At 70.6% G+C, this 21,940-nt stretch carries 15 protein-coding genes; 3 read left to right on the top strand and 12 right to left on the bottom strand.

Translation table 11 applies throughout. The features are described 5' to 3' along the window. Nucleotides 1-69: 69 nt before the first annotated feature. Nucleotides 70-708: a dTDP-4-dehydrorhamnose 3,5-epimerase family protein gene (locus ACGFZA_RS16980; RefSeq protein ID WP_393679877.1), complete on the top strand. Its 639-nt coding sequence runs from the start codon at nt 70-72 to the stop codon at nt 706-708. 19 nt (nt 709-727) lie between these two features. On the opposite strand, the gene rfbD is transcribed toward ACGFZA_RS16980, so the two are convergent. The 4 genes from rfbD to galE form a co-directional block, all read right to left on the bottom strand. Further along, nucleotides 728-1,630: a dTDP-4-dehydrorhamnose reductase gene (gene rfbD / locus ACGFZA_RS16975; RefSeq protein WP_393679875.1), complete on the bottom strand. Its 903-nt coding sequence runs from the start codon at nt 1,628-1,630 to the stop codon at nt 728-730. After that, complete coding sequence (rfbB, locus tag ACGFZA_RS16970; protein ID WP_393679873.1) at nt 1,627-2,613, bottom strand: dTDP-glucose 4,6-dehydratase; 987 nt, start codon at nt 2,611-2,613, stop codon at nt 1,627-1,629. The genes rfbD and rfbB overlap by 4 nt, the downstream gene beginning before the upstream one ends. After that, nucleotides 2,610-3,680, bottom strand: a complete 1,071-nt coding sequence (locus ACGFZA_RS16965; protein ID WP_385270829.1) for a glucose-1-phosphate thymidylyltransferase — start codon at nt 3,678-3,680, stop codon at nt 2,610-2,612. Before ACGFZA_RS16965 ends, rfbB begins: the two co-directional genes overlap by 4 nt. Nucleotides 3,681-4,033: 353 nt before the next feature. Then, nucleotides 4,034-5,005 (bottom strand): UDP-glucose 4-epimerase GalE, encoded by a 972-nt coding sequence (galE, locus tag ACGFZA_RS16960; RefSeq protein ID WP_393679870.1) that lies wholly within the window; start codon nt 5,003-5,005, stop codon nt 4,034-4,036. 247 nt (nt 5,006-5,252) lie between these two features. On the opposite strand from galE, the gene ACGFZA_RS16955 reads away from it, so the two are divergent. After that, nucleotides 5,253-7,484, top strand: a complete 2,232-nt coding sequence (locus ACGFZA_RS16955; protein WP_393679868.1) for a CDP-glycerol glycerophosphotransferase family protein — start codon at nt 5,253-5,255, stop codon at nt 7,482-7,484. Between the two features lie 20 nt (nt 7,485-7,504). Then, nucleotides 7,505-11,116 carry a CDP-glycerol glycerophosphotransferase family protein gene (locus tag ACGFZA_RS16950; protein WP_393679866.1) on the top strand — a complete coding sequence of 1,204 codons (3,612 nt, stop codon included), beginning with the start codon at nt 7,505-7,507 and terminating at the stop codon, nt 11,114-11,116. A 71-nt stretch (nt 11,117-11,187) separates the two neighbouring features. Here the strand turns inward: ACGFZA_RS16950 and obgE are convergent, their stop codons facing one another. From obgE to ACGFZA_RS16910, 8 genes are all read right to left on the bottom strand, one after another. Beyond that, a complete protein-coding gene (gene obgE, locus ACGFZA_RS16945; protein WP_393679864.1) occupies nt 11,188-12,627 on the bottom strand; it encodes a GTPase ObgE in 1,440 nt (479 codons plus the stop codon). Nucleotides 12,628-12,797: 170 nt separating this feature from the next. After that, nucleotides 12,798-13,055 carry a 50S ribosomal protein L27 gene (gene rpmA / locus ACGFZA_RS16940; protein WP_018103204.1) on the bottom strand — a complete coding sequence of 86 codons (258 nt, stop codon included), beginning with the start codon at nt 13,053-13,055 and terminating at the stop codon, nt 12,798-12,800. Nucleotides 13,056-13,069: 14 nt separating this feature from the next. After that, the gene (gene rplU, locus ACGFZA_RS16935; protein ID WP_014045903.1) at nt 13,070-13,390 is read right to left on the bottom strand and encodes a 50S ribosomal protein L21; all 321 of its coding nucleotides are present in this window, start codon (nt 13,388-13,390) and stop codon (nt 13,070-13,072) included. A 209-nt stretch (nt 13,391-13,599) separates the two neighbouring features. Further along, a complete protein-coding gene (locus ACGFZA_RS16930) occupies nt 13,600-14,661 on the bottom strand; it encodes an iron-containing alcohol dehydrogenase family protein (protein WP_385270846.1) in 1,062 nt (353 codons plus the stop codon). Continuing rightward, nucleotides 14,649-15,401 carry a sugar phosphate nucleotidyltransferase gene (locus ACGFZA_RS16925; RefSeq protein ID WP_385270849.1) on the bottom strand — a complete coding sequence of 251 codons (753 nt, stop codon included), beginning with the start codon at nt 15,399-15,401 and terminating at the stop codon, nt 14,649-14,651. The genes ACGFZA_RS16930 and ACGFZA_RS16925 overlap by 13 nt, the downstream gene beginning before the upstream one ends. A gap of 118 nt (nt 15,402-15,519) precedes the next feature. Then, nucleotides 15,520-19,566, bottom strand: coding sequence for an Rne/Rng family ribonuclease (locus tag ACGFZA_RS16920; RefSeq protein ID WP_393679861.1), 4,047 nt, complete (start codon nt 19,564-19,566; stop codon nt 15,520-15,522). A 232-nt stretch (nt 19,567-19,798) separates the two neighbouring features. After that, the gene (locus ACGFZA_RS16915; protein ID WP_385270855.1) at nt 19,799-20,581 is read right to left on the bottom strand and encodes a TIGR03936 family radical SAM-associated protein; all 783 of its coding nucleotides are present in this window, start codon (nt 20,579-20,581) and stop codon (nt 19,799-19,801) included. 123 nt (nt 20,582-20,704) lie between these two features. Then, a complete protein-coding gene (locus tag ACGFZA_RS16910) occupies nt 20,705-21,895 on the bottom strand; it encodes a hypothetical protein (RefSeq protein WP_393679859.1) in 1,191 nt (396 codons plus the stop codon). Between the last annotated feature and the right edge of the window lie 45 nt (nt 21,896-21,940).

The raw sequence follows: 21,940 nt of genomic DNA, 5'->3' as shown, positions 1-21,940 counted from the left end.
CTCGTTGCAGGAGACGTCGGCTCCACGGGCCGGACGGCCCGGCGGACTTCAGGAACAGGACGTGATCGCATGCGCCAGCTCTCCATCCCCGGGGCCTGGGTGCACGAGCCCGAGATCCTCCCCGACAGCCGGGGCACCTTCCACGAGTGGTTCAGGGCGTCGGATCTCGGTGAGGCCGCGGGGCACCCGCTGGGGCTCGCGCAGGCCAACTTCTCCGTCTCCCGCCGGGGCACGTTGCGCGGGATCCACTTCGCCGACGTGCCGCCGGGCCAGGCGAAGTACGTGAAGTGCGTGCGCGGCGCGGTACTCGACGTGATCGTGGACGTCCGGGCCGGTTCGCCCACCTACAAGCGGTGGGAGGGCGTCCGGCTCGACGACACGGATCACCGGGCGGTGTACCTCGCCGAGGGGCTCGGCCACGCCTTCATGGCGCTGACGGACGACGCATGCGTCCTGTACCTCTGCTCCGAGGGCTACGCACCCGGGCGCGAGCACGGCATCGATCCGCTCGACGCGGAGCTGGGTATCGCCTGGCCGGCGGAGATCGCACCGCTGCTGTCCGGGAAGGACGCCGGGGCGCCCTCGCTGGCCGAGGCGGAGCAGCAGGGGCTGCTTCCCTCGTACGCGGAGTGTGAGGCGTACTACGCCCGGCTGCGCGCGGCCGCTCCGCCCGCGGCCCGGCGGCCTCTCGCCCCGGCCGGGCGCTGATCGGCGCCTGTCCGGCGGATCAGGGCCGGACAGGGGCCAGGGGGCGTTCCGCGGCGAGCAGGGCCGGGAACGCCTCGTCCAGCGCGGTGCGCCAGTCCCGGATCGGTTCGATCCCGGCCGCCGCGAACCGGTGGTGAGCGAGCACGCTGTACGCGGGCCGGGGGGCCGGGCGGGGGTAGGCGCCGCTGGTGGTGGGGCGGACCCGGGCCGGGTCCGCGCCGAGCAGCCGGAAGATCTCCCGGGTGAAGCCGAACCAGGTCGTCTCGCCGCCGCTGGTGCCGTGGTAGACGCCCGCCGGGGCGGTGCCGTCGAGGGCGGCCCGGCCGAGCCGGACGAGCCGGCCTGCCAGATCGACGGTCCAGGTGGGCTGTCCCCGCTGGTCGTCCACCACGTCGAGGGTGTCCTTGACGCTCTCCAGCCTGATCATCGTGCGGACGAAGTTGGCGCCGCCCGCGCCGTAGAGCCAGGCGGTGCGCACGACGTAGCCGGTGTCGGGGAGGGTCTCCAGCACGGCGCGCTCGCCCGCCAGTTTGGTGCGGCCGTAGGCGCTGCGCGGGGCGGTGGGGTCGTCCTCGCCGTACGGCCGGGTGCCGTCCCCGGCGAACACGTAGTCGGTGGAGACGTGGAGCAGGACGGTGCCGTGCTCGCGGCAGGCCGCGGCGAGGACCGCGGGGCCGGTGCCGTTGGCCCGCAGGGCGGCGTCCTCCCGGCTCTCGGCGTCGTCGACGGCGGTCCAGGCGGCGCAGTTCACCACGACCGCGGGACGGTGGGCGGCGAACGCCTCCCGGACACTGCCGGGGTCGGCGATGTCCAGGGCCGCACGGTCGGCGGCGACCGCGGTGACGCCCTCGTGGGCGAGCGCCGTCATGAGGTCCTGCCCGAGCATTCCGGCGGCCCCGGTGACCAGCCAGACCGGGCTCACAGGGCGGCCCTCGCCTTGAGCGGCTCCCACCAGGAGCGGTTGTCCCGGTACCAGCGCACGGTCTCGGCGAGCCCGGTGCGGAAGTCCTTGCGGGGCTCGTAGCCGAGTTCCTCGCGGATCCTGGTGCAGTCGACGGAGTAGCGCCGGTCGTGGCCCTTGCGGTCCTCGACGTAGGTGACGTCCGTGTCCCAGTCCGCTCCGCAGGCCTCCAGCAGGAGCCCGGTGAGCTCCTTGTTGGAGAGCTCGGTCCCGCCGCCGATGTTGTAGACCTCGCCCGCGCGGCCCTTGGTGCGGACGAGTTCGATGCCCTGGACGTGGTCGTCGATGTGCAGCCAGTCGCGCACATGGGCGCCGTCGCCGTACAGCGGGACGGGCAGGCCGTCCAGCAGGTTGGTGACGAAGAGCGGGATGACCTTCTCGGGGAAGTGGTGGTGCCCGTAGTTGTTGGAGCAGCGGGTCACTCGCACGTCGAGTCCGTGGGTGCGGTGGTAGGAGAGGGCGATCAGATCGCTGGAGGCCTTGGAGGCGGAGTACGGGGAGTTGGGCGCGAGCGGTTCGTGCTCGGTCCAGGATCCCTCGTCGATGGATCCGTAGACCTCGTCGGTGGAGACGTGGACGAAGGTCCGGACGCCCGCCCGGTGCGCGGCGTCGACGAGGGTGTGGGTGCCCACGACGTTCGTCCGCACGAACGCGGCGCCGCCGTCGATGGAGCGGTCCACATGCGATTCGGCGGCGAAGTGCACCACCTGGTCGTGTCCGGCCATGAGGCCGCCGACCAGCTCCGCGTCGCAGATGTCGCCCTGCACGAACGAGAATCCGGGATGGTCGCGCACCTCGTCGAGGTTGGCCTGATTTCCCGCGTAGGTGAGCTTGTCTAGCACGGTGACGGCGATGTCCCCGGGGCCGCCCGGGCCCAGCAGCGTGCGGACGTAGTGGGAGCCGATGAAGCCGGCGCCGCCGGTCACCAGGAGGTGGGTCGTCATGAGGAGATCTGTACCTTGCTGTGGTCGCCGAGGACGAGTCGGTGGGCGGACGGGCTCCGGGGCGCGGGGGTCACCTCGACGTCGCGGCCGATGAGGGACGCCTCGACGCGGCGGACGCCGTCGATCGAGGCACCCCGCAGCACGATGGAGTACTCGATCTCGCTGTCCTCGATCCGGCAGTCCTGGGCGACGGAGGTGAACGGCCCGACGTAGGCGTCGCTGATCACCGAGCGGGCGCCGACGATGACGGGTCCGACGATCCGGCTGCGGGTGACCCGGGCGCCCGGCTCGATCCGGACCCGGCCGATGATCTCGCTCTCGTCGTCGACGTGGGCGCCGCGGGTGCACGGTTCGACGGTCTCCAGAACGGTGCGGTTGACCTCCAGCATGTCGGTGACGTTGCCGGTGTCCTTCCAGTATCCGCGGATCGTGGTGGAGCGGACGTCGCGCTCCTGGTCGATCAGCCACTGGATGGCGTGGGTGATCTCCAGCTCGCCGCGCCAGGACGGGCGGATGGAGCGGACGGCCTCGTGGATGGCCCGGGTGAAGAGGTAGACGCCGACGAGCGCCAGATCGCTCTTGGGTTCCTTCGGCTTCTCCTCCAGCGCCACGACCCTGCCGTCCCCGTCGAGTTCGGCGACGCCGAAGGCGGTCGGGTCGGGCACCTGGGTCAGCAGGATCTGGGCGTCGGGCCGATCCGCGCAGAACCCCTCGACCAGACCGGCGATCCCGCCGACGATGAAGTTGTCACCGAGGTACATGACGAAGTCGTCGTCGCCCAGGAAGCGCTGGGCGATCAGGACCGCGTGCGCGAGGCCGAGCGGCTCGGCCTGCGGGATGTAGGTGACGTCGATGCCGAACCGGGAGCCGTCGCCGACCGCCGCGCGGATCTCCTCCTCGGTGTCGCCCACGATGATGCCGACCTCGGTGATGCCGGCTTCCGCGATGGCTTCGAGCCCGTAGAACAGCACCGGTTTGTTCGCCACCGGGACAAGCTGTTTGGCCGAGGTATGGGTAATGGGGCGGAGCCGGGTGCCTGCCCCGCCGGAAAGTACGAGAGCCTTCACAAGTTCTGCCCCACGATGAGTCGGCGGTCCTGTCGCAGCAGCTGCGACCTACCGGGTGACCTTAGTCAGATCCGGCCTCTCATCCGCGCCGAAACAGCACCGTCGACCCGCTTACCGACCCGTCCGAAGGAAAAGCGTCGGAACCCCGTAACCATTCGACTTCTTTTCGCACGCACCGGTCCACGAAAATCTCCCTACGCGTGAGCGATATCGAACTCGATAGCGAATGCGATGGATTCCGCAAGGCCTTCTTCCGCACCCGCCCGCGCCGCCGCTCGCACCTGTCGTTCCCGCCGTTTCCGTGACGCAGGCGTCCGGTCGCGCAGGCACGTGGCTTGCGGGGACAGCCGGCCCTACGGGTGGCGGAGGCGCCACCCCTGCCAGGCGGATTCGATCATCTCGTCGATGCCGTACCGGGCCGACCAGCCCAGTTCCGCGCGGATCCGCTGCGCGCCCGCGACCACGCGCGCCGGGTCACCGGCGCGGCGCGCGGTCACCTCGGGGGCGACACCCCCGCGGCCCGTCACCGCGAGGATGCGGTCGACCATCTCGCGTACCGAGCTGCCCTCGCCGCGCCCGATGTTCAGCACGAGATCCGTGCCGGGCTCGGCTCCTTCCAGCCGGTGCGCGGCCGCGAGGTGGGCGGAGGCGATGTCCTCCACATGGACGTAGTCGCGGATGCAGGTGCCGTCGGGCGTCGCGTAGTCGTCGCCGAAGATCCGCGGACTCCCGCCGGTCTCAAGGCGCTCGAAGACCATCGGGACGAGGTTGGACACCCCGTCGTCGGCAAGCTCGGGCGAGGCCGCACCGGCGACGTTGAAGTAGCGGAGCGAGGCGCAGCGCAGTCCGTGGGCCCGGGCGGTGGCGTGAATCAGCCATTCGCCGATGAGCTTGGTCTCCCCGTACGGGCTCATGGGCGCACACGGGGTCTCCTCGGTGACGAGGTCGACGTCGGGCATGCCGTAGACGGCGGCCGACGAGGAGAACACCAGACGGCCGACCCCGGCCGCGACCATGCTCTCCAGCAGCGTCTCCAGGCCCGTCACGTTCTCCCGGTAGTAGTGGAGGGGGCGCTCGACGGACTCGCCGACCTGCTTCTTTCCCGCGACGTGCACGACACCCGCCACGGCGTGGTCACGGATCGCCGCGTCCAGCGCCCGCCGGTCCAGCACGCTGCCGGTGACCAGGGGCACCCCGTCGGGCACGCTCCCGGCGTTCCCCGTCGACAGGTCGTCGTACACGACCACCCGCAGCCCTCCGGCGCGCATCGCCCGCACCACGTGCGCACCGATGTATCCGGCCCCGCCCGTCACCATCCACGTCATTGCGTGCGTCTCTCCCTCTGTCTGTAGTTCTGCCGAAAGGTTCACTCTACGTGTACGTAAATCGAATCGGACAAAAAAATAGGATCAGTATTATCGTTCGATATGAAGCGGACCCGAACACAAGGCCACGGCAGGCGGATGCCAATCAATTACGCTGTTCAGGTGTTCAGGTGCTCCACCATGATTCCGCAATGCGAATCGGCGCCTTCGCACGGACCCCGCAAACGGATCTCTGGACTGGTGAAGGATGCCTCGACTGACGCTCATCGTGCCTGCGTACAACGTGCAGGGGTATGTTCGGGAGTGCCTCGACTCCGTGCTGCGACAGGACTTCACCGACTTCGAGGTCATCGCCGTGGACGACTGCTCGCCGGACGGCTCCGGCGCCATCCTCGACGGGTACGCGGCGCGTGACGCGCGGGTCCGTGTCCTCCACCTCAGCGAGAACGTGGGGCTGGGACACGCTCGCAATGCCGGAATCGAGCAGGCTGCCGGCGACTACCTGATCTTCCTCGACAGCGACGACACGCTGACGCCCGGTTCGCTGAGCGCCATCGCCGAGCGCCTCGCCGTGACGGACGACCCCGAGATCCTGATCTACGACTACATGCGCAGCTACTGGGACGGCCGGCTGCTGCCCAACCGGCGGGCCGATCTCCTCGCCCACAGCGAGCCCGCGGTCTTCCCCCTGTCCCGGCGGCCCGAGTTGCTCGACCTCCTGCAGATCGTCTGGAACAAGGCCTACCGCCGCGATTTCGTCGAGTCACACGGGTTCCGGTTCCCGTCCGGGTTCTACGAGGACGCGCCCTGGACCTACACCACCCTGGTCGCCGCGGAACGCATCGCGGTGCTCGACCGCACCTGCGTGCTCTACCGGCAGCGGCGCGCAGGGGGAAATATCCTGCGCACGGTCAGCCGCAAGCATTTTGACGTATTCACCCAGTACGACCGCGTATTCGCCTATCTGGACGAGCACCCGGAACACGACTCCTGGCGCCCCGCACTTTTCGGCAAAATGGTCGACCACTATCTCACCGTGCTGGAAAAGCCGGGCCGCCTCCCCGAGAATGCGCGCTCCGAGTTCTTCCACCGGGCGGCCGCCGACTACAGGCGCCGGCTGCCCGCGGGATTCGAGCGTCCGGGCGGTGGCCGCGGGTACAAGTACGCGCTGCTCGGGCGGGATTCGTATCTGGCCCTCACGGGTGTCACCCGGGCGAACCGGGTGCGCCACCGGACACGGGCGCGCACCGGCGAGCGCGTCAACCGGGCCAAGCGGGCCGCGATGCAGTTGCACTACCGGTCCCAGCTGCGGCTGCCGGTCGACGAGAACCTCGCGGTCTTCTCCGCCTACTGGAGCCGGGGCTACGCGTGCAGCCCCGCGGCCATCGATGCCGAGCTGGCCCGGCTGGCCCCGCACATCCGCCGGGTCTGGGCGGTACGCGCGGAGCACGTGAGCCGGGTGCCCGAGGGCGTCGAGGTGGCCGTCGTCGGCTCCCGCGAGTACTGGACGGTGCTGGCCCGCGGCAAGTACTTCGTCAACAACGTGAACTTCGCGGACTCGCTGGTCAAGCGCACCGGCCAGATCCACCTGCAGACCCACCACGGCACCCCGCTGAAGACGATGGGGCTCGACCAGGCCAACTACCCCGCCTCCACGAGCATGAGGATGGAGGACCTGCTGCGGCGGTGCGACCGCTGGGACTACAGCCTTTCGTCCAACAACTTCTCCACCTCGGTGTGGGAGCGGGTGTATCCGTGCTCGTACACCTCACTGGAGACCGGCTACCCGCGCAACGACGTGCTGGTCAACGCCGGAGCGCAGGAGGTCGCGCGAGCCCGTCGCGACATCGGTGCGGCGGACGGCTCCAAGGTCTTCCTGTACATGCCGACCCACCGCGAGTACCAGAGGGAGTTCACCCCGCGGATCGACCTGGAGGAACTGGCGGAGGACCTCGGCCCCGACGTCACGCTGCTCGTGCGGGGCCACTACTTCTACCGGGCCTCCGGCCGGCTCGCCGAACTCCAGGCCAGCGGCCGCGTGATCGACGTCTCCGACCACCGGAGCGTGGAACAGCTCTACCTCGCGGCCGACGCCCTGATCACCGACTACTCGTCGGCGATGTTCGACTACGCCAACCTCGACCGGCCGATCGTGATCTTCGCCGACGACTGGGACACCTACCGAGTCGTCCGGGGCAGCTACTTCGATCTGATGGCCGAGCCCCCCGGCGCCGTCGCCACCAGCCAGGCACAGCTCACCGAGATCCTCCGGTCCGGCGAGTGGCAGAGCCCGGCGTCCGCCGCCCTGCGCAGCGCGTTCCGTGAGCGCTACTGCGACTTCGACGACGGCCGGGCCTCGGAGCGTGTCGTCCGCAGAGTCTTCCTGGGCGAGAAGACCCTCCTCCCCGTCGTACCGCTCGCCGACCGCGGGACGGCACCCACCCCGGCCCAGGCGCTCGAGCTGTTCGAGCGGGTCTGACCCGAAAGGAAACCGCAGCTATGGCCCCTCGTCTCAGCGTCATCGTGCCGATCTACAGCGTCGAGCAGTATCTGCCCGCCTGCCTGGACTCGCTGGCCGCACAGACGCTCAAGGACCTCGAAGTCATCATGGTGAATGACGGGTCCCCCGACAATTCGGCCGCCATCGCGGCCGCGTACGAGGCCCGCGACCCGCGGTTCCGGCTGATCACCAAGGAGAACGCCGGCCTCGGTGCCGCACGGAACACGGGGCTCGGGCTGCTCGCACCCGAGAGCGAGTTCCTCGCGTTCGTCGACAGCGACGACATGATTCCGCCGGACGCCTACCGCCTCATGCTGGCGAGCCTGGACGAGAGCGGCTCGGACTTCATCACGGGCAACGTGCTGCACATCAACCGGACCAAGGTGTGGCAGTCCCCGATGCACCGCATCCTCGCCGGCGGCGCCGTCCAGCGGACCCATGTGTCCGTGAACAGGAAGCTGCTCAACGACAAGATCGCCTGCAACAAGGTCTTCCGGCGCTCGTTCTGGGAGAAGCACAGGCTGGCCTTCCCCGAAGGGGTGCTCTACGAGGACGTGCCGGTCATCGTGCCCGCCCAGTTCCTGGCCGAGGCCGTCGACATCATCAGCACGCCCACGTACTACTGGCGGCTGCGCGAGGGCGAGGGCACCCCGTCCATCACCCAGCGCAGGACCGAGCCGAAGGCCGTACGCGACCGATCGGCCGCGGTGGAGTCGGTGAGCCGCTTCTTCGGCAGTCAGCCCGGCGAGGAGGCCGCGTCGCTGAAGCGCGAGTACGACCGCACCGTCCTCAAGGGCGATCTGCGGATCTTCCTCAACGTGCTTCCCGACGGGGACGAGGAGTTCCGCGCCGAGTTCCTGCGCGTCATCAACCAGTTCCTCAACCAGGTGGATCCGCAGGTGGTCATGGAACTGACCGCCACCCAGCGGGTCAAATGGCTGCTGGTGCGCAAGCACGCCATGACCGAACTGGTCGAGCTGATCAACTCCGAGCGGCGCGGCGACCCGATCGAGATCGAGGGACGGCTCCGGAAGTACGCGAGCTTCTCCGCACTGGACCACAGTGCCGGCCTGATACCCAAACGAGCGCGACGGATCGACCCCGACCTCACGCCTCGTGCCCCGCTCCAGACGGCCGGCTGGGAGAACGGCAAGCTGCGTCTGTCCGGCCACGCCTGGATCGACCGGATCGACCAGTCGACGAAGCACAGCGCCGTCAAGGTGCTGGCGCTCAAGAAGCACGGATCGCGACGGCGTACGGTGCTGCCCCTGCACAACGTCTACAGCCCGGAGTGCACCGCGCTGTCCTCCCGTAAGGAGAACAACTACGACTGGGCGGGCTGGGAGCTGCTGTTCGACCCCGCGAAGCTCCGCAAGGGCGGCCAGTGGGTGGAGGGCACCTGGCACGTCGGCCTGGGCATCGCCTCCGCCGGACTGGTCCGCAAGCGTGCCGTGCACGCGAGCGGAGCGGGTGCGGCCAACCACGCGCCCTACCAGTGGCTGGACGATGACTTCCGGCTGCTCCCCATCACCGCCACGGGTGCCCTGAAGCTGCGTGTCGAGCGGGTACGCGCCCTGATCACCGATCACCGTGCCGTGGACGGGGATGTGGAGATCGAGGGCGAGATCCGCGTACCGCTGACGGCGGACGAGTCGGTGAGCCTGGAGGTCTCCAACCGCAAGAGCGGGGAGGTCATCGCCTACCCCACCGTCCTGACGCCCGGTCCGGACGGCCGCGCCTCCTTCCGGGTCCTGGTGCCGCTCAAGGATGTGGCGCTGCTGCCCGAGCACCAGGACATGGCCGACGAGGGAGCCGCCACGGAGGGAGCCAATCCGGCCCTGGCCTCGCGGCGCAACTGGAGCACCGAGCTCGTCGCCACCACCCCCGACGGGACGGAACGCCGCTTCGGCACCGTGGTCCGTGACGGGCTCGCCGACCGCCAGATCCGGCTCCCCGCCACCCTCGCCGAGGCCGCCGACCGGAACGAGCTCGCGCTGATCGCGGGAAGCAACGGCTATCTGAAGTTCTCCGGACGCCCGGTCCAGGCCAGGATGACCGCGGTGCGGATGTCCGAAGGCGAGTACACCGTCCACGGCTCCACACCGGCCGATCTGAGCGAGCCCTCCTTCGTCATCAGGGCCCGTGACTTCTTCGACGAGAAGACCGTGCCGCTGCAGGTCCTCCCGGACGGCACGTTCGTCGCCCGGTTCACCCCCTCGGCCATGCCGGGCCCCAACGGCCCCCGCCCGCTGAAGAGCGGCCGGTGGAACTTCTACCTGCGGCCCGGGGACGGCAGCCCGGACGTCCCCTTCGTCATCGACCGGCTCGCCGTGCCCGCCTTCCCGGTCTCCGGCGAACACGCGGGCCGGGAGTACCACTTCGAATCCCGCTGGTACGACTTCCCCCAGCTGCAGTGCCCCTCCGACCTGACCATCCTCGAACGCGGCCGCTACCGGCAGGACAAGCTGCACAGCGAGGTCTACGAGGCCGGCCGGAAGAAGCCGCTGCGCGACGCCGTGCTCTACATCAGCTACAACGGCAAGCAGTACTCCGACAGCCCGCGCGCCATCCACGAGGAACTGCTCCGGCGCGACGCGGATGTCCAGCACCTGTGGCTGGTCAGGGACGGACAGGTGGACCTGCCGCCCACCGCCGAGAAGGTCCGCTTCTGGGGAACCGAGTGGTACGACGCGCTGGCCCGCTGCCGGTACATCGTGACCAACGCCCATCTCCCCCACTGGATCGAGCGCCGGCCGGGGCAGGTCATCGTCCAGACCTGGCACGGCACCATGCTGAAGAAGATCGGCCTGGACATCGACGCGCCGAAGTTCAATCCGCAGTACCACGCCCAGCTCCAGCAGGAGTCCCGCAGCTGGAACATGCTGGTGTCCTCCAACCGGTTCAGCACCCCGATCCTCAAGCGCGCCATGGGGTATGCGGGCGAGATCGTCGAGACCGGCTATCCCCGCAACGACTACCTCTACGCACCCGACCTCCCGGCACGGGCCAAGGAGATCAGGGCACGCATCGGGTTGCCGGACGGCAAGAAGGTCGTGCTCTACGCCCCCACCTGGCGCGATGACCTGGCACACCGGCAGGGGCAGTTCAAGTTCGATCTGCGCCTGGACACCGAGCAGGCGCGGGAGCGTCTCGGTGACGATCACGTCCTGCTGATCCGTCGCCATTCCAACGTGGTGGACAGCATCCCCGGGGCAGGGAACGGATTCGTCTTCGACGTGTCCGAGTACCCGGACATCGCCGATCTCTACCTCGCCGCCGACATCCTGATCACGGACTACTCGTCCGTGATGTTCGACTACGCGCACCTCAGGCGGCCGATGCTCTTCTTCACCTACGACCTGGAGCACTACCGGGACCAGCTGCGCGGCTTCTACTTCGACTTCGAGAACGACGCACCCGGCCCGCTGATCAGCACGTCCGAGGAGCTGATCGGCGCGATCCGCACCATCGACGAGGTGGCGTCCGCGCACCAGGAACGCTACGAGCGGTTCCACCGGCTCTTCTGCGACCTGGACGACGGCCACGCCTCGGGCCGGGTGGTGGACCGCATGCTGGAGAAGGCGAAGGAACTCGCCGGCGAACACGAGTAGCGCGTCCCCGCAAAGAAGCCGGGCACGGCCGGATGATCCGGCCGTGCCCGGCTTTCAGGAAGCCCCGAGCCCTACGCGAACGGGTCGAACTCCTGGTACTCCTTGCTGACCTCGTCGCGCTCTTCCTCACGGTCGCGACGGCGCTGAGCGGCCGGACGCGGCTCCTCCAGACGGTGGTCCTCGCCACGGCGGCCGAGCATCTCCGCACCGGCGGTCACCGTCGGCTCCCAGTCGAAGACCACGGCGTTGTCCTCGGCACCGATGGCCACGCCGTCGCCCGCCCGGGCACCGGCCTTGCGCAGCGCGTCCTCGACACCGAGCCGGTTCAGCCGGTCGGCGAGGTAGCCGACGGCCTCGTCGTTGTTGAAGTCGGTCTGGCGCACCCAGCGCTCCGGCTTCTCGCCGCGCACCCGGTAGATGCCGTCGTCCTCCAGCACCACGGTGAACCCGGCGTCGTCGACCGCCTTGGGGCGGATGACGATACGGGTCGCCTCCTCCACCGGCTTGGCGGCACGCGCCTCGGCGATGACACCGGCCAGCGCGAAGGAGAGCTCCTTGAGGCCGGTACGGGCGACCGCCGACACCTCGAAGACGCGGTAGCCGCGGGCCTCCAGGTCCGGGCGGATCATCTCCGCGAGGTCCTGGCCGTCCGGGATGTCGATCTTGTTGAGGACGACGATGCGGGGCCGGTCCTCCAGACCCCCGTAAAGCTTCAGCTCCTCCTCGATCATGTCGAGGTCGGAGAGCGGGTCACGGTCGGACTCCAGCGTCGCCGTGTCCAGCACGTGCACGAGCACCGAGCAGCGCTCGACGTGACGCAGGAACTCCAGGCCGAGGCCCTTGCCCTGGCTGGCGCCCGGGATCAGGCCCGGTACGTCGGCGATGGTGTAGACGGTGCTGCCCGCGGTGACCACGCCCAGGTTCGGGACGAGGGTCGTGAACGGGTAGTCGGCGATCTTCGGCTTGGCGGCCGACAGGACCGAGATCAGCGAGGACTTGCCGGCGCTCGGGTAGCCCACCAGAGCCACGTCGGCGACGGTCTTGAGCTCCAGGACGATGTCCCGGCTCTCACCGGGCTCACCGAGCAGCGCGAAGCCGGGGGCCTTGCGCCGGGCGGAGGCCAGCGCGCCGTTGCCGAGGCCGCCGCGGCCGCCCTGGCCGGCGACGAACATGGTGCCCTGGCCGACCAGGTCGGCGAGCACGTTGCCGTCCTTGTCGAGCACGACGGTGCCGTCCGGCACGGGCAGGATCAGGTCCTGGCCCTCCTTGCCGGTGCGGTTGTCACCGGCACCGGGCTGGCCGTTGGTGGCCTTGCGGTGGGGGTGGTGGTGGTAGTCGAGGAGTGTGGTGACGGCCTGATCGACGATCAGGGTCACATCACCGCCACGGCCGCCGTTGCCGCCGTCCGGACCGCCGAGCGGCTTGAACTTCTCACGGTGAACGGAGGCGCAGCCGTGGCCCCCGTTACCCGCGGCGGCATGCAGCTCGATGCGGTCCACGAAGGTGGTCATGGTTGGAACCTCCAGTTACATACGTGCAGAAATATCTCGCCCGTGCTCCGGGCAGGGGCAACCGCGAAAGCTCGTGCCCCTCTAGGAGCAACACGCGAAAGGCGGACCCACTTCCCGTAACAGGAAGTGAGGTCCGCCTCCACGTCATACCGCTCGACGAGCGCCGAAAATCAGCCGGCGATCGGAACGATGTTCACGACCTTGCGGCCACGGTGCGTGCCGAACTCGACCGCACCGGCGGCGAGGGCGAACAGCGTGTCGTCGCCGCCACGGCCGACGCCCGTGCCCGGGTGGAAGTGGGTGCCGCGCTGGCGGACCAGGATCTCACCGGCGTTGACGGCCTGACCGCCGAAGCGCTTCACGCCGAGCCGCTGAGCATTGGAATCGCGCCCGTTCCGGGTGGACGATGCGCCCTTCTTGTGTGCCATGTGTTCTCAGTCCCTTACTTCGCAGCCGCGGGGATACCGGTGACCTTGATCGCCGTGTACTGCTGGCGGTGACCCTGGCGACGGCGGTAGCCGGTCTTGTTCTTGTAGCGAAGGATGTCGATCTTCGCGCCCTTGTGGTGGTCCACAACCTCGGCCTGGACCTTGATGCCGTCCAGCACCCACGGGTCGCTGGTCACGGCGTCGCCGTCGACAACGAGCAGGGTAGAGAGCTCTACCGTGTCGCCAACCTTGGCGGTGGAAATCTTGTCAACCTCAACGATGTCGCCGACAGCAACCTTGTGCTGGCGACCACCGCTGCGCACGATGGCGTACACGCGGATCTCACTCTCACTCGAAGCGGAAACCTCTGAAGCCAGCCACTCACACGGGTCCGGAGACCCGCGATGATCCGGATTGGACGAGCGGCCTCTCCCGAACGAGCGGGAGGTGGGTGCTCAGAGGTGTGGCGAAACAAACGCCGACGGTCAAGATTACGGGGCCCTGCACAGCCCGGTCAAACCGGGCTCCGTTCCCGGGCCCGGGGTCAGGCCCCGGCGGCTCTGACGTAGTCGGCGTAGGCGTCCCGGATCCCGTCCGGGGACAGGTCCAGGTGCTCCAGGATCGTGTAGCGGCCCGGTCTGGTCCGGGGTGCGTAGCCGACCACCGAGACGAACTCGTCCGCGCTGAACCCGATCTCCTCCGCGGTGACCGGCAGACCGTGGCGCCGCAGCGTCTCGGCCATCCGTACGGACTCCTGGTGCGCTCCGCGCAGGTGCATCGCGAACGCAGCGCCCAGACCGCACTGCTCACCGTGGCTCGCCGCACGCCTGGGGAAGAGCAGATCGAAGGCGTGGTTGATCTCGTGACACGCGCCGGAGGCGGGACGGCTGTCCCCCGCCACCGACATCGAGATGCCGGTCAGCACCAGCCCCTCGGCCAGCACCTGGAGGAAGCCGTCGTCCCCGAGGGCCCCGGGGTGGCGCAGCACGGCCTCTCCGGCCTGCCGGGCCATCGCTGCGGCCAGTCCGTCCATGTCCTCGCCGTTGACCTGGTGGGCGAGCTCCCAGTCCGCCACCGCGGAGATGTTCGAGAGCGCGTCACCGATCCCGGACCGCACGTACCGGTCCGGCGCCTCACGGATGATGTCGAGGTCGATGACGACGGCGATCGGGTTCGGGACACCGTACGAGCCGCGGCCCGCGTCGTTGTCCAGCGTGGCCACCGGTGAGCACAGGCCGTCGTGGGACAGGTTCGTCGCCACGGCGACCAGGGGCAGCCCGACGCGCGCCGCGGCGAACTTGGCGCAGTCGATGATCTTGCCGCCGCCGAGGCCGACGACGGCGTCGTAGCGGCCGGACTTCATGGCCTCCGCGAGCTTGACGGCATCGTCCAGCGTGCCGCCGCCCACCTCGAACCAGGAGGCGCCCGGCAGGCTGTCCGAGAGCCGCTCCCGCAGCGCCTGGCCGGACCCCCCGCTGATCGCGATCGCCAGCTTGCCCGAGCCGGAGATCCGCTGATCCGCGAGGACGGTCGCCAGATCGGCCAGAGCGCCGGCCCGGATGTCGACGACGACCGGCGCGGGGATCAGCCGGGTCAGTACTGGCACGCGATCTTCCTGCCCTTGGCCAGGTCCTCGTGGTTGTCGATCTCGACCCACATGACGTCGCCGATCGGCTCCACGTCGATGGTGAAGCCGCGGTTGACGAGCTCCTGGTAGCCGTCCTCGTAGTACAGGTCCGGGTCACGCAGATACGTCGTCCTCAGCGCGTCCGCGAGCTCCTCGGCGGCCTCCGCCTCGATGAGGGTGACGCCGATGTACTCGCCGGTGGCCCCGGCCGGGTCCATCAGCTTGGTGATGCGCCGCACACCCGTGTCCGGGTCGACGACGACCTTCATCTCCTCGTCGGCCAGCTGCTTGACCGTGTCCAGGGCGAGGATGATCTTCTTGCCCTCGCCGCGTGCGGCGAGCAGCGTCTTCTCGACGGAGACGGGGTGCACGGTGTCGCCGTTGGCGAGGATCACGCCGTCCTTGAGCGCCTCCCGGCCGCACCAGAGGGAGTAGGCGTTGTTCCACTCCTCGGCCTTGTCGTTGTCGATCAGCGTGAGCGTGACGCCGTACTTCGCTTCGAGTGCGGCCTTGCGCGCGTACAGGGCTTCCTTGCGGTAGCCCACGATGATCGCGACCTCGGTCAGACCGACCTCGGCGAAGTTGCCCAGGGTCAGGTCGACGACGGTCAGGCTCTCCTCGTCACCTTCGGGGCCGACCGGCACCAGGGCCTTGGGAAGCGTGTCGGTATAGGGACGCAGACGGCGGCCTGCGCCGGCCGCCAGAATCATGCCGATCATGAGGGTTCTCCTTGCGGGTGAGCGCCTTGTGCGGGCGCGGGCGACAGGCGCCGGAACGCAGTAGGGCCGGCCCCGTGGAGGGACCGGCCCGACTGCGTCAACGCGCGGTGCGAAGAGGTCAGACCTCGTCGGCCGAAGCCGTGACGGAGGACGACGACTGCTCGGCCGCCACCGTCTTCTTCGCCGCCGCCTTCTTGGCCGTCGTCTTCTTGGCGACGGTCTTCTTGGCCGCCGTCTTCTTCACGGCCGCCTTCTTGGCCGTGACCTTCTTCGCGGTCTTGCGGACCGCCTTCTTGGCCGGCGCCGGTTCGGCCTCCGCCTCGGCGGCGGACTCCGGCTCGGCGGCCGTCACCACGACGACCTCGGCTTCCTCGGCACCCGCGGGGGAACCCGCGGGCGCGGTGGCCTTACGGGTCGCCCGGCGCCGGGCACGCGGCGGCGCGGCCGGCTCCTCGGCAGGGGCCTCGACGTGCGGCGCCTCGACGACCGGGTCCTCCGCGGCCACCGGGTCGGCGTCGGACACCGGCTCCTCGGCCACGGGAACCACGACCGGCTCGGCGGCCGCAGCGGGCGAACCCGCCGGGGCGGTCGCCTTACGGGTCGCCCGGCGCCGCGTACGGCCCTGCGGCGCCTCGGCCGGAACCTCGGCGACCGGGGTCTCGGCAACCGGCTCCGGTGCCACGACCGGCTCCGGCTCCACCACGGGCTCCGGTGCCACGACCGGCTCGGCCACCGGGGCCGGAGCGGACGCGGACCGCGGGGCACCGGCCGGGGCCGTCGCCTTACGCGTCGCCCGGCGACGGCCACGGCCGCGCCCTGCTGCCGCCTCGGCCTCGGCCGGGCTGCTGTACAGCTCCTCGTCCGGGACGAACTCCGGCTCGGGCAGCGCCAGCGGAGCCGCCACCTCGGCGGCCACCTCGGCCTCGGTCTCGACGTCGGCGTCCGTTTCGGAGACGTGCTCGTGGTCGTGGTCGTGATCGTGCTCCTGGCCCGAACCGCCACGGCGCTTCTTGGCACGCTTGCCGTTGCCGCCGCCACCCACCGAGGTGGGCTGCTCCATGTGCACGATCACGCCGCGCCCGTTGCAGTGGACACAGGTCTCGGAGAAGGACTCCAGCAGACCCTGGCCGACCCGCTTACGGGTCATCTGGACCAGGCCCAGCGAAGTGACCTCGGCGACCTGGTGCTTCGTACGGTCGCGTCCCAGGCACTCCAGCAGACGCCGCAGCACCAGATCCCGGTTGGACTCCAGCACCATGTCGATGAAGTCGACGACGACGATGCCACCGAGGTCGCGCAGCCGCAGCTGACGCACGATCTCCTCGGCCGCCTCCAGGTTGTTCTTGGTGACGGTCTCCTCCAGGTTGCCGCCCTGGCCGGTGAACTTGCCGGTGTTGACGTCGACGACGACCATCGCCTCGGTCTTGTCGATCACCAGCGAGCCACCGCTCGGCAGGTAGACCTTGCGGTCCAGCGCCTTCATGAGCTGCTCGTCGATCCGGTACGTCGCGAAGATGTCGACCTCGGAGGTCCACCGCGACAACCGGTCCGTCAGATCGGGCGCCACGTGCGAGACGTAACCGTAGATCGTCTCCCACGCGTCGTCACCGCTCACGATGACCTTGGAGAAGTCCTCGTTGAAGATGTCGCGGACGACCCGGACGGTCATGTCCGGCTCGCCGTAGAGCAGCGTCGGCGCGTTGGAGCTGCCGCTGCTCTTCGACTTCTTCTGGATGTCCTCCCACTGCTGCTGCAGCCGCTCCACGTCACGGCGCAGCTCGTCCTCGCTCGCACCCTCCGCGGCGGTACGGACGATGACGCCCGCGTCCTCGGGGACGATCTTCTTGAGGATGGTCTTGAGCCGGGCACGCTCGGTGTCGGGCAGCTTGCGGCTGATCCCGGTCATCGAGCCCTCGGGCACGTAGACCAGGTAACGGCCGGGCAGCGAGACCTGGCTGGTCAGCCGGGCGCCCTTGTGACCGATCGGGTCCTTCGTCACCTGGACGAGGACGGACTGGCCGGACTTGAGCGCGGTCTCGATCCGGCGCGGCCCGTGGGCCATGCCGAGCGCCTCGAAGTTGACCTCACCGGCGTACAGGACGGCGTTGCGGCCCTTGCCGATGTCGACGAAGGCGGCCTCCATCGACGGCAGGACGTTCTGGACCTTGCCCAGGTAGACGTTGCCGACGTAACTGGTGGCCTGCTCCTTGTTGACGTAGTGCTCGACGAGCACGTTGTCCTCGAGGACACCGATCTGGGTGCGCTCACCGCTCTGGCGCACGACCATGACGCGCTCGACGGCCTCGCGACGGGCGAGGAACTCCGCCTCGGTGATGATCGGCACCCGACGGCGGCCCTGCTCGCGGCCTTCGCGGCGGCGCTGCTTCTTGGCCTCCATACGGGTCGAGCCCTTGATGGACTGGACCTCGTCGAAGCCGGTGCCGGGCTCGCGCTCTTCCTTCTTGCGCGGCTCACGGACCTTGACGACCGTGCGCTCCGGGTCGTCCGTGCCGTTCTCGGCGTCGGACGAGGAGTCACCGCTGCGGCGACGACGGCGCCGGCGCCGACGGCTGCTGCTCGACCCCGAAGCACCGGAGTCGTGGTCGTCCTGCTCGTCGTCGCCCTCGTCCTCGGACTCCTGAGCGTGCTCCTGCTCGTCGTCGGAACGCTCGGCGGTCTCGTCCGCGTGCTGCTCGGCGGCGTCGTCCTCGGCGGACTCACCGCGACGGCGGCGACGGCCACCGCGACGGCGACGGCGCGACGGGCGGTCGCCGTACTCGTCGGTCTCGTCCCCGTCCTGCTCGGCGTCGCTCTCGCCCGAAGGCTCGTGCTCCTGCTCGTCCTCGTCCTGCTCCTGGACCGGAGCGGCGGCGGCAGGGGCGGGCGCGGCGGGCTCGGCCTCGGCTGCCTCACCGCGGCGACGGCGACGACGGCGCGAACCGCCCTGCGGCGCAGCCTCGGCGGGAGCGGTCTGCTCAGCGGGAGCGGCCTGCTCCTCCGCCGTGACGATCTCTTCCTCGGGCTCCTCGTCGTGCGAGGCCGGACCGGCGGCGGCCGCCGCGGCGGCCGCGGTCTCCGGGGTCTGGAACATCGGCTCGGCGAAGACCGGCGCCTGGAACACGGCGACGGCGGGGCGCGTCGCGCGGCGGCTCTTGCGCGCGGGCTCCTCGACCTTGCCGGTGAACTCGGGCCGGCCCGCGGCGGCGGTGGCCCGGCGGCGCTGACGGCCGCGCGGGGCGGCCTCCTCGACCTCGGCGGTCTCGGCGGCCAGCTCCTCGACGACTGCCTCGGGCAGGCTCTCGCCCGTCCGGGTCTCGGTGCGCTCCTCGGCGGCCTCCGTGACCGGCGGGGCACCCGCGGGAGAGGTCGCCTTGCGGGACGCACGCCGGCGGCCGCGCGGGGCCTCGACGGGCTCCGCGGACTCGGGCGCCTCGGTGACCTCGGGCGTCGCGGGGGCCTCGGCCTGCTGCGCCGGCTCGGCGACGGCCTCGGTCCGGGCGGCCTGCGGGGCACCGGCGGGGGCCGAGGCCCTGCGCCGGGTACGGCCACGCGGCGCCTCGGCGACGGGCTCGGCGGCCTCGGCCGCCACGGCCTCCTCGACGATCTCGGCCACCTCGGCGGCCTGCGGCGCACCGGCGGGGGCGGTCGCCTTACGGACGGCGCGACGACGCGCACGCGGCGCCGGCTCCACGGCCTCTTCCTCGGCCGGCTCGGCAGCCGCGACGACCGGCTCCACGACCTCCACGGCCTCGGCGGCCTGCGGCGCACCCGCCGGGGCGGTCGCCTTGCGGGACGCGCGACGACGCGCACGCGGCGCCTCGACCGGCTCCACGGCTTCCTCCTCGACCGGCGCCGCGACCGCGGCGACCGGCTCGACGACCTCGGCGGCCTGCGGCGCTCCGGCAGGGGCGGTCGCCTTACGGACGGCCCGGCGGCGCGCCCGGACGGGCGGCGCGGCCTCGGCGGTGTTCTCGGTGCTGGTTTCCGACACTCCGGCGTCAACGGCCGGTATGGCCGACGCCTCGGCTCCGGCCTGGGCGCCCGCCGTCGGCGGGCCCGCCGGGCGGGAGGCCGCGCGGCGCCTGCGGCGCGGCGGCAGCTTGTCCCCGGGGGTGTTGTTGTCTTCTGCGTTCCCGGTCGTGCCGGGTTCGGTGGGCTGAGGCATGCGGGCGGTTCTCCCGTCGGGCTCCCGGGCGCCGCGCCTGATTCCGGTCCGGCACGGTCCGCGTGAGATACGCGGTACCGCCGTCCGGGGCGCGGGCGCCGCACGGGAACTGAATGTCTGGCTCGCCGGTTCCGTACACGGTGTGCGCACGGCCTGGCGAAAGTCTTATGGGTCAGCGCGCGGCCCGGCCCAGGTGGCTCCCGAGTCCGAGGGCTGCGCTACAACGACCGCCTTACGCGGAACCTGCACCCTCGGGCGCTGTCGCGGCGGTGGTCCCGGCGGCCGTGGATGGAGCGGCCGGGGCTGCCTCGCGGTCAGGCGCGAGCGGGTCGGTCACCGTGCCGGACTCCTCGTCGAAGAGCCCCTGCGCCAGCCTGGTCACCGCTGCGGGGACCGGCGGCGCCAGGTCGGCCACAACGCGGAGACCGGACAGGACGTCGTCAGGCCGAACGGCAGGTGTCACGTGCCGAACAACCAGCCGCAGTATCGCACAGGCCTTGTCCCCGGGCCTATCAGGCTGATGATCAAGAGCCTGCAGGTCGACGACCGCCGACCGGGCGTCGAAGCTCCGGATGCCGTTCTTCGTGCGGCGTTCGACCTCGACGCTCTCCGCCGCGTTGAACGCGGCGACGGCCTTCTCGGCCTCCTCGACGGCGACCCCGTTCAGCCGCATCTCCCAGATGGAGGCGGTGAGCCGGTCGGCGAGACCCGAGGTGCGGGCCTCGACCGCGTCGGTGATGTCGAGACCGTCCGGAAGCGAGTCGTTGAGCAGCTCGCGCAGCGTGCCCGGATCACGGGCCTCGGTGAGGGCGATCTCCAGGAACTCGGCCTCGCTGCCCGTGCCGGTGGGTGCGGCGTTGGCGTACGAGACCTTGGGGTGCGGGGTGAAGCCCGCCGAGTAGGCCATGGGCACCTCGGAGCGGCGCAGCGCCCGCTCGAAGGCACGCTGGAAGTCTCGGTGACTGGTGAACCGGAGGCGGCCGCGCTTGGTGTAGCGCAGTCGGATGCGCTGCACTGCCGGTGCGGGCGGCGGGCCTTCGGGCTGTCGCTTGCCCAGTGGTTCTTCTCCTCGGTGCGGAGCGGACGCGGTGGAACGCCGCCCTCGAAATACGGGTGGCCCCGGGGTGTCCGGTCCGGCTCACCCCTGCTGAACGGTTTTCTCTTTCCGCAGGGAGATCTCTGGTTCGGGCGCCGCGCTGGGCACAGTCGTTGTACTACCCAGAGTACGCGCAGACAGGCTTCCCGGTTCCCGGGGCTCGGGTTCGCGCGGCCCGCCGACCAGGGCCCGCCATGCGTCGCGCCGGGCCTGCCGGACGGTCTCGCGTGCCGTGCGCAGCGTCTGCCGGGCCGTCCGGCCCACCGCGCGGGCGGCGCGTCCGGCGGGAGCCAGCACGGCGTCCCGCAGGAAGTGTCCGACCGGGGTGCACACCGTGCGGTAGGCCCAGCGCACCGGCGCCCCGACCAGGTGCCACGCCAGCCAGGCCAGTGCCCGCCCCACGGCCCGCGAGATGAATCCGGCAATCCGCCAGGCCACCCCGAACGCGGCGGCGATCTCCCGGCCGACAGGGGCCAGGATCCGCCGGTACGCCCAGACCACCGGGCCGACGAGAAGCACCATGACCAGCCAACGGACGGCGACCCCCAGCCCCCGGAACCCCGCCCCGACGCCCCGGACCAGCAGATCGAGCAGCCAGGCGATGCCATGGCCCAGCGGAGTGAGCAGCTGCCGGTACGCCCATGCCGACGGCAGCACGATCAGGTGCTCCACCAGCCAGGCGGCGGCCGACCCGGCGGGCTTCAGGACGTAGCGCCACAGGAGGACCGCCGGCATGACGAGCACGGCGGTGAGCAACCACTTCACGGCGGTGGCGATGCCCCGTCCGGCCGGGTGCAGAAGCGCCCGCCACATCCACCGCAGCCCGCGCCCGGCCGGGGTGAGGACCTGCTCGTACAGCCGGACGAGCGGCACCGCGATCCCGTAGCGCGCCACCGGCACCACCACGTACCGCCACAGCGCGACCCACGGCCACACCAGCAGCGCCACCGCCAGCCACCGCAGCCCGTGCCCCAGCGGGGTCAGTACCCGCACGTACAGCCAACGGGCGGGGATCGCGACCAGCACCTCGAAGAGCCACACCAGCGCCCGCCCCAGCGGGCGCAGCAGAATCCGGTCGGCAGCACGAGCGCCCGCGACCAGGACGTCCCAGACCATCCGCACCGGCAGGACCAGGACGAGGACGACGATCCGCACCGGAATCCTGACGAGCGTGCTCAGACAGCCCTCACCGCTCTCGTACCGGGCGGGCGCCTGGTGCTTTCCGTATTCCATGCACCTCATGACGCGAAGGCCCGGTCGGGGGTTTCCCGATCCGGG

This window comes from Streptomyces sp. NPDC048211, from assembly GCF_043202315.1.
GTDB lineage: Bacteria > Actinomycetota > Actinomycetes > Streptomycetales > Streptomycetaceae > Streptomyces.
Note: the sequence above shows the minus strand (reverse complement) of the source record. Positions and strands in the feature narration are given on the sequence as shown.

Excerpts from the sequence above, each read along its gene's own strand:
- ACGFZA_RS16910 (WP_393679859.1), bottom strand. The coding sequence starts at position 21,895 with ATGGAATACGGAAAGCACCAGGCGCCCGCCCGGTACGAGAGCGGTGAG.
- rfbB (WP_393679873.1), bottom strand. The coding sequence starts at position 2,613 with ATGACGACCCACCTCCTGGTGACCGGCGGCGCCGGCTTCATCGGCTCC.
- rpmA (WP_018103204.1), bottom strand. The coding sequence starts at position 13,055 with ATGGCACACAAGAAGGGCGCATCGTCCACCCGGAACGGGCGCGATTCC.
- ACGFZA_RS16950 (WP_393679866.1), top strand. The coding sequence starts at position 7,505 with ATGGCCCCTCGTCTCAGCGTCATCGTGCCGATCTACAGCGTCGAGCAG.
- ACGFZA_RS16920 (WP_393679861.1), bottom strand. The coding sequence starts at position 19,566 with ATGCCTCAGCCCACCGAACCCGGCACGACCGGGAACGCAGAAGACAAC.
- ACGFZA_RS16925 (WP_385270849.1), bottom strand. The coding sequence starts at position 15,401 with ATGATCGGCATGATTCTGGCGGCCGGCGCAGGCCGCCGTCTGCGTCCC.
- ACGFZA_RS16980 (WP_393679877.1), top strand. The coding sequence starts at position 70 with ATGCGCCAGCTCTCCATCCCCGGGGCCTGGGTGCACGAGCCCGAGATC.
- obgE (WP_393679864.1), bottom strand. The coding sequence starts at position 12,627 with ATGACCACCTTCGTGGACCGCATCGAGCTGCATGCCGCCGCGGGTAAC.
- galE (WP_393679870.1), bottom strand. The coding sequence starts at position 5,005 with ATGACGTGGATGGTGACGGGCGGGGCCGGATACATCGGTGCGCACGTG.
- ACGFZA_RS16955 (WP_393679868.1), top strand. The coding sequence starts at position 5,253 with ATGCCTCGACTGACGCTCATCGTGCCTGCGTACAACGTGCAGGGGTAT.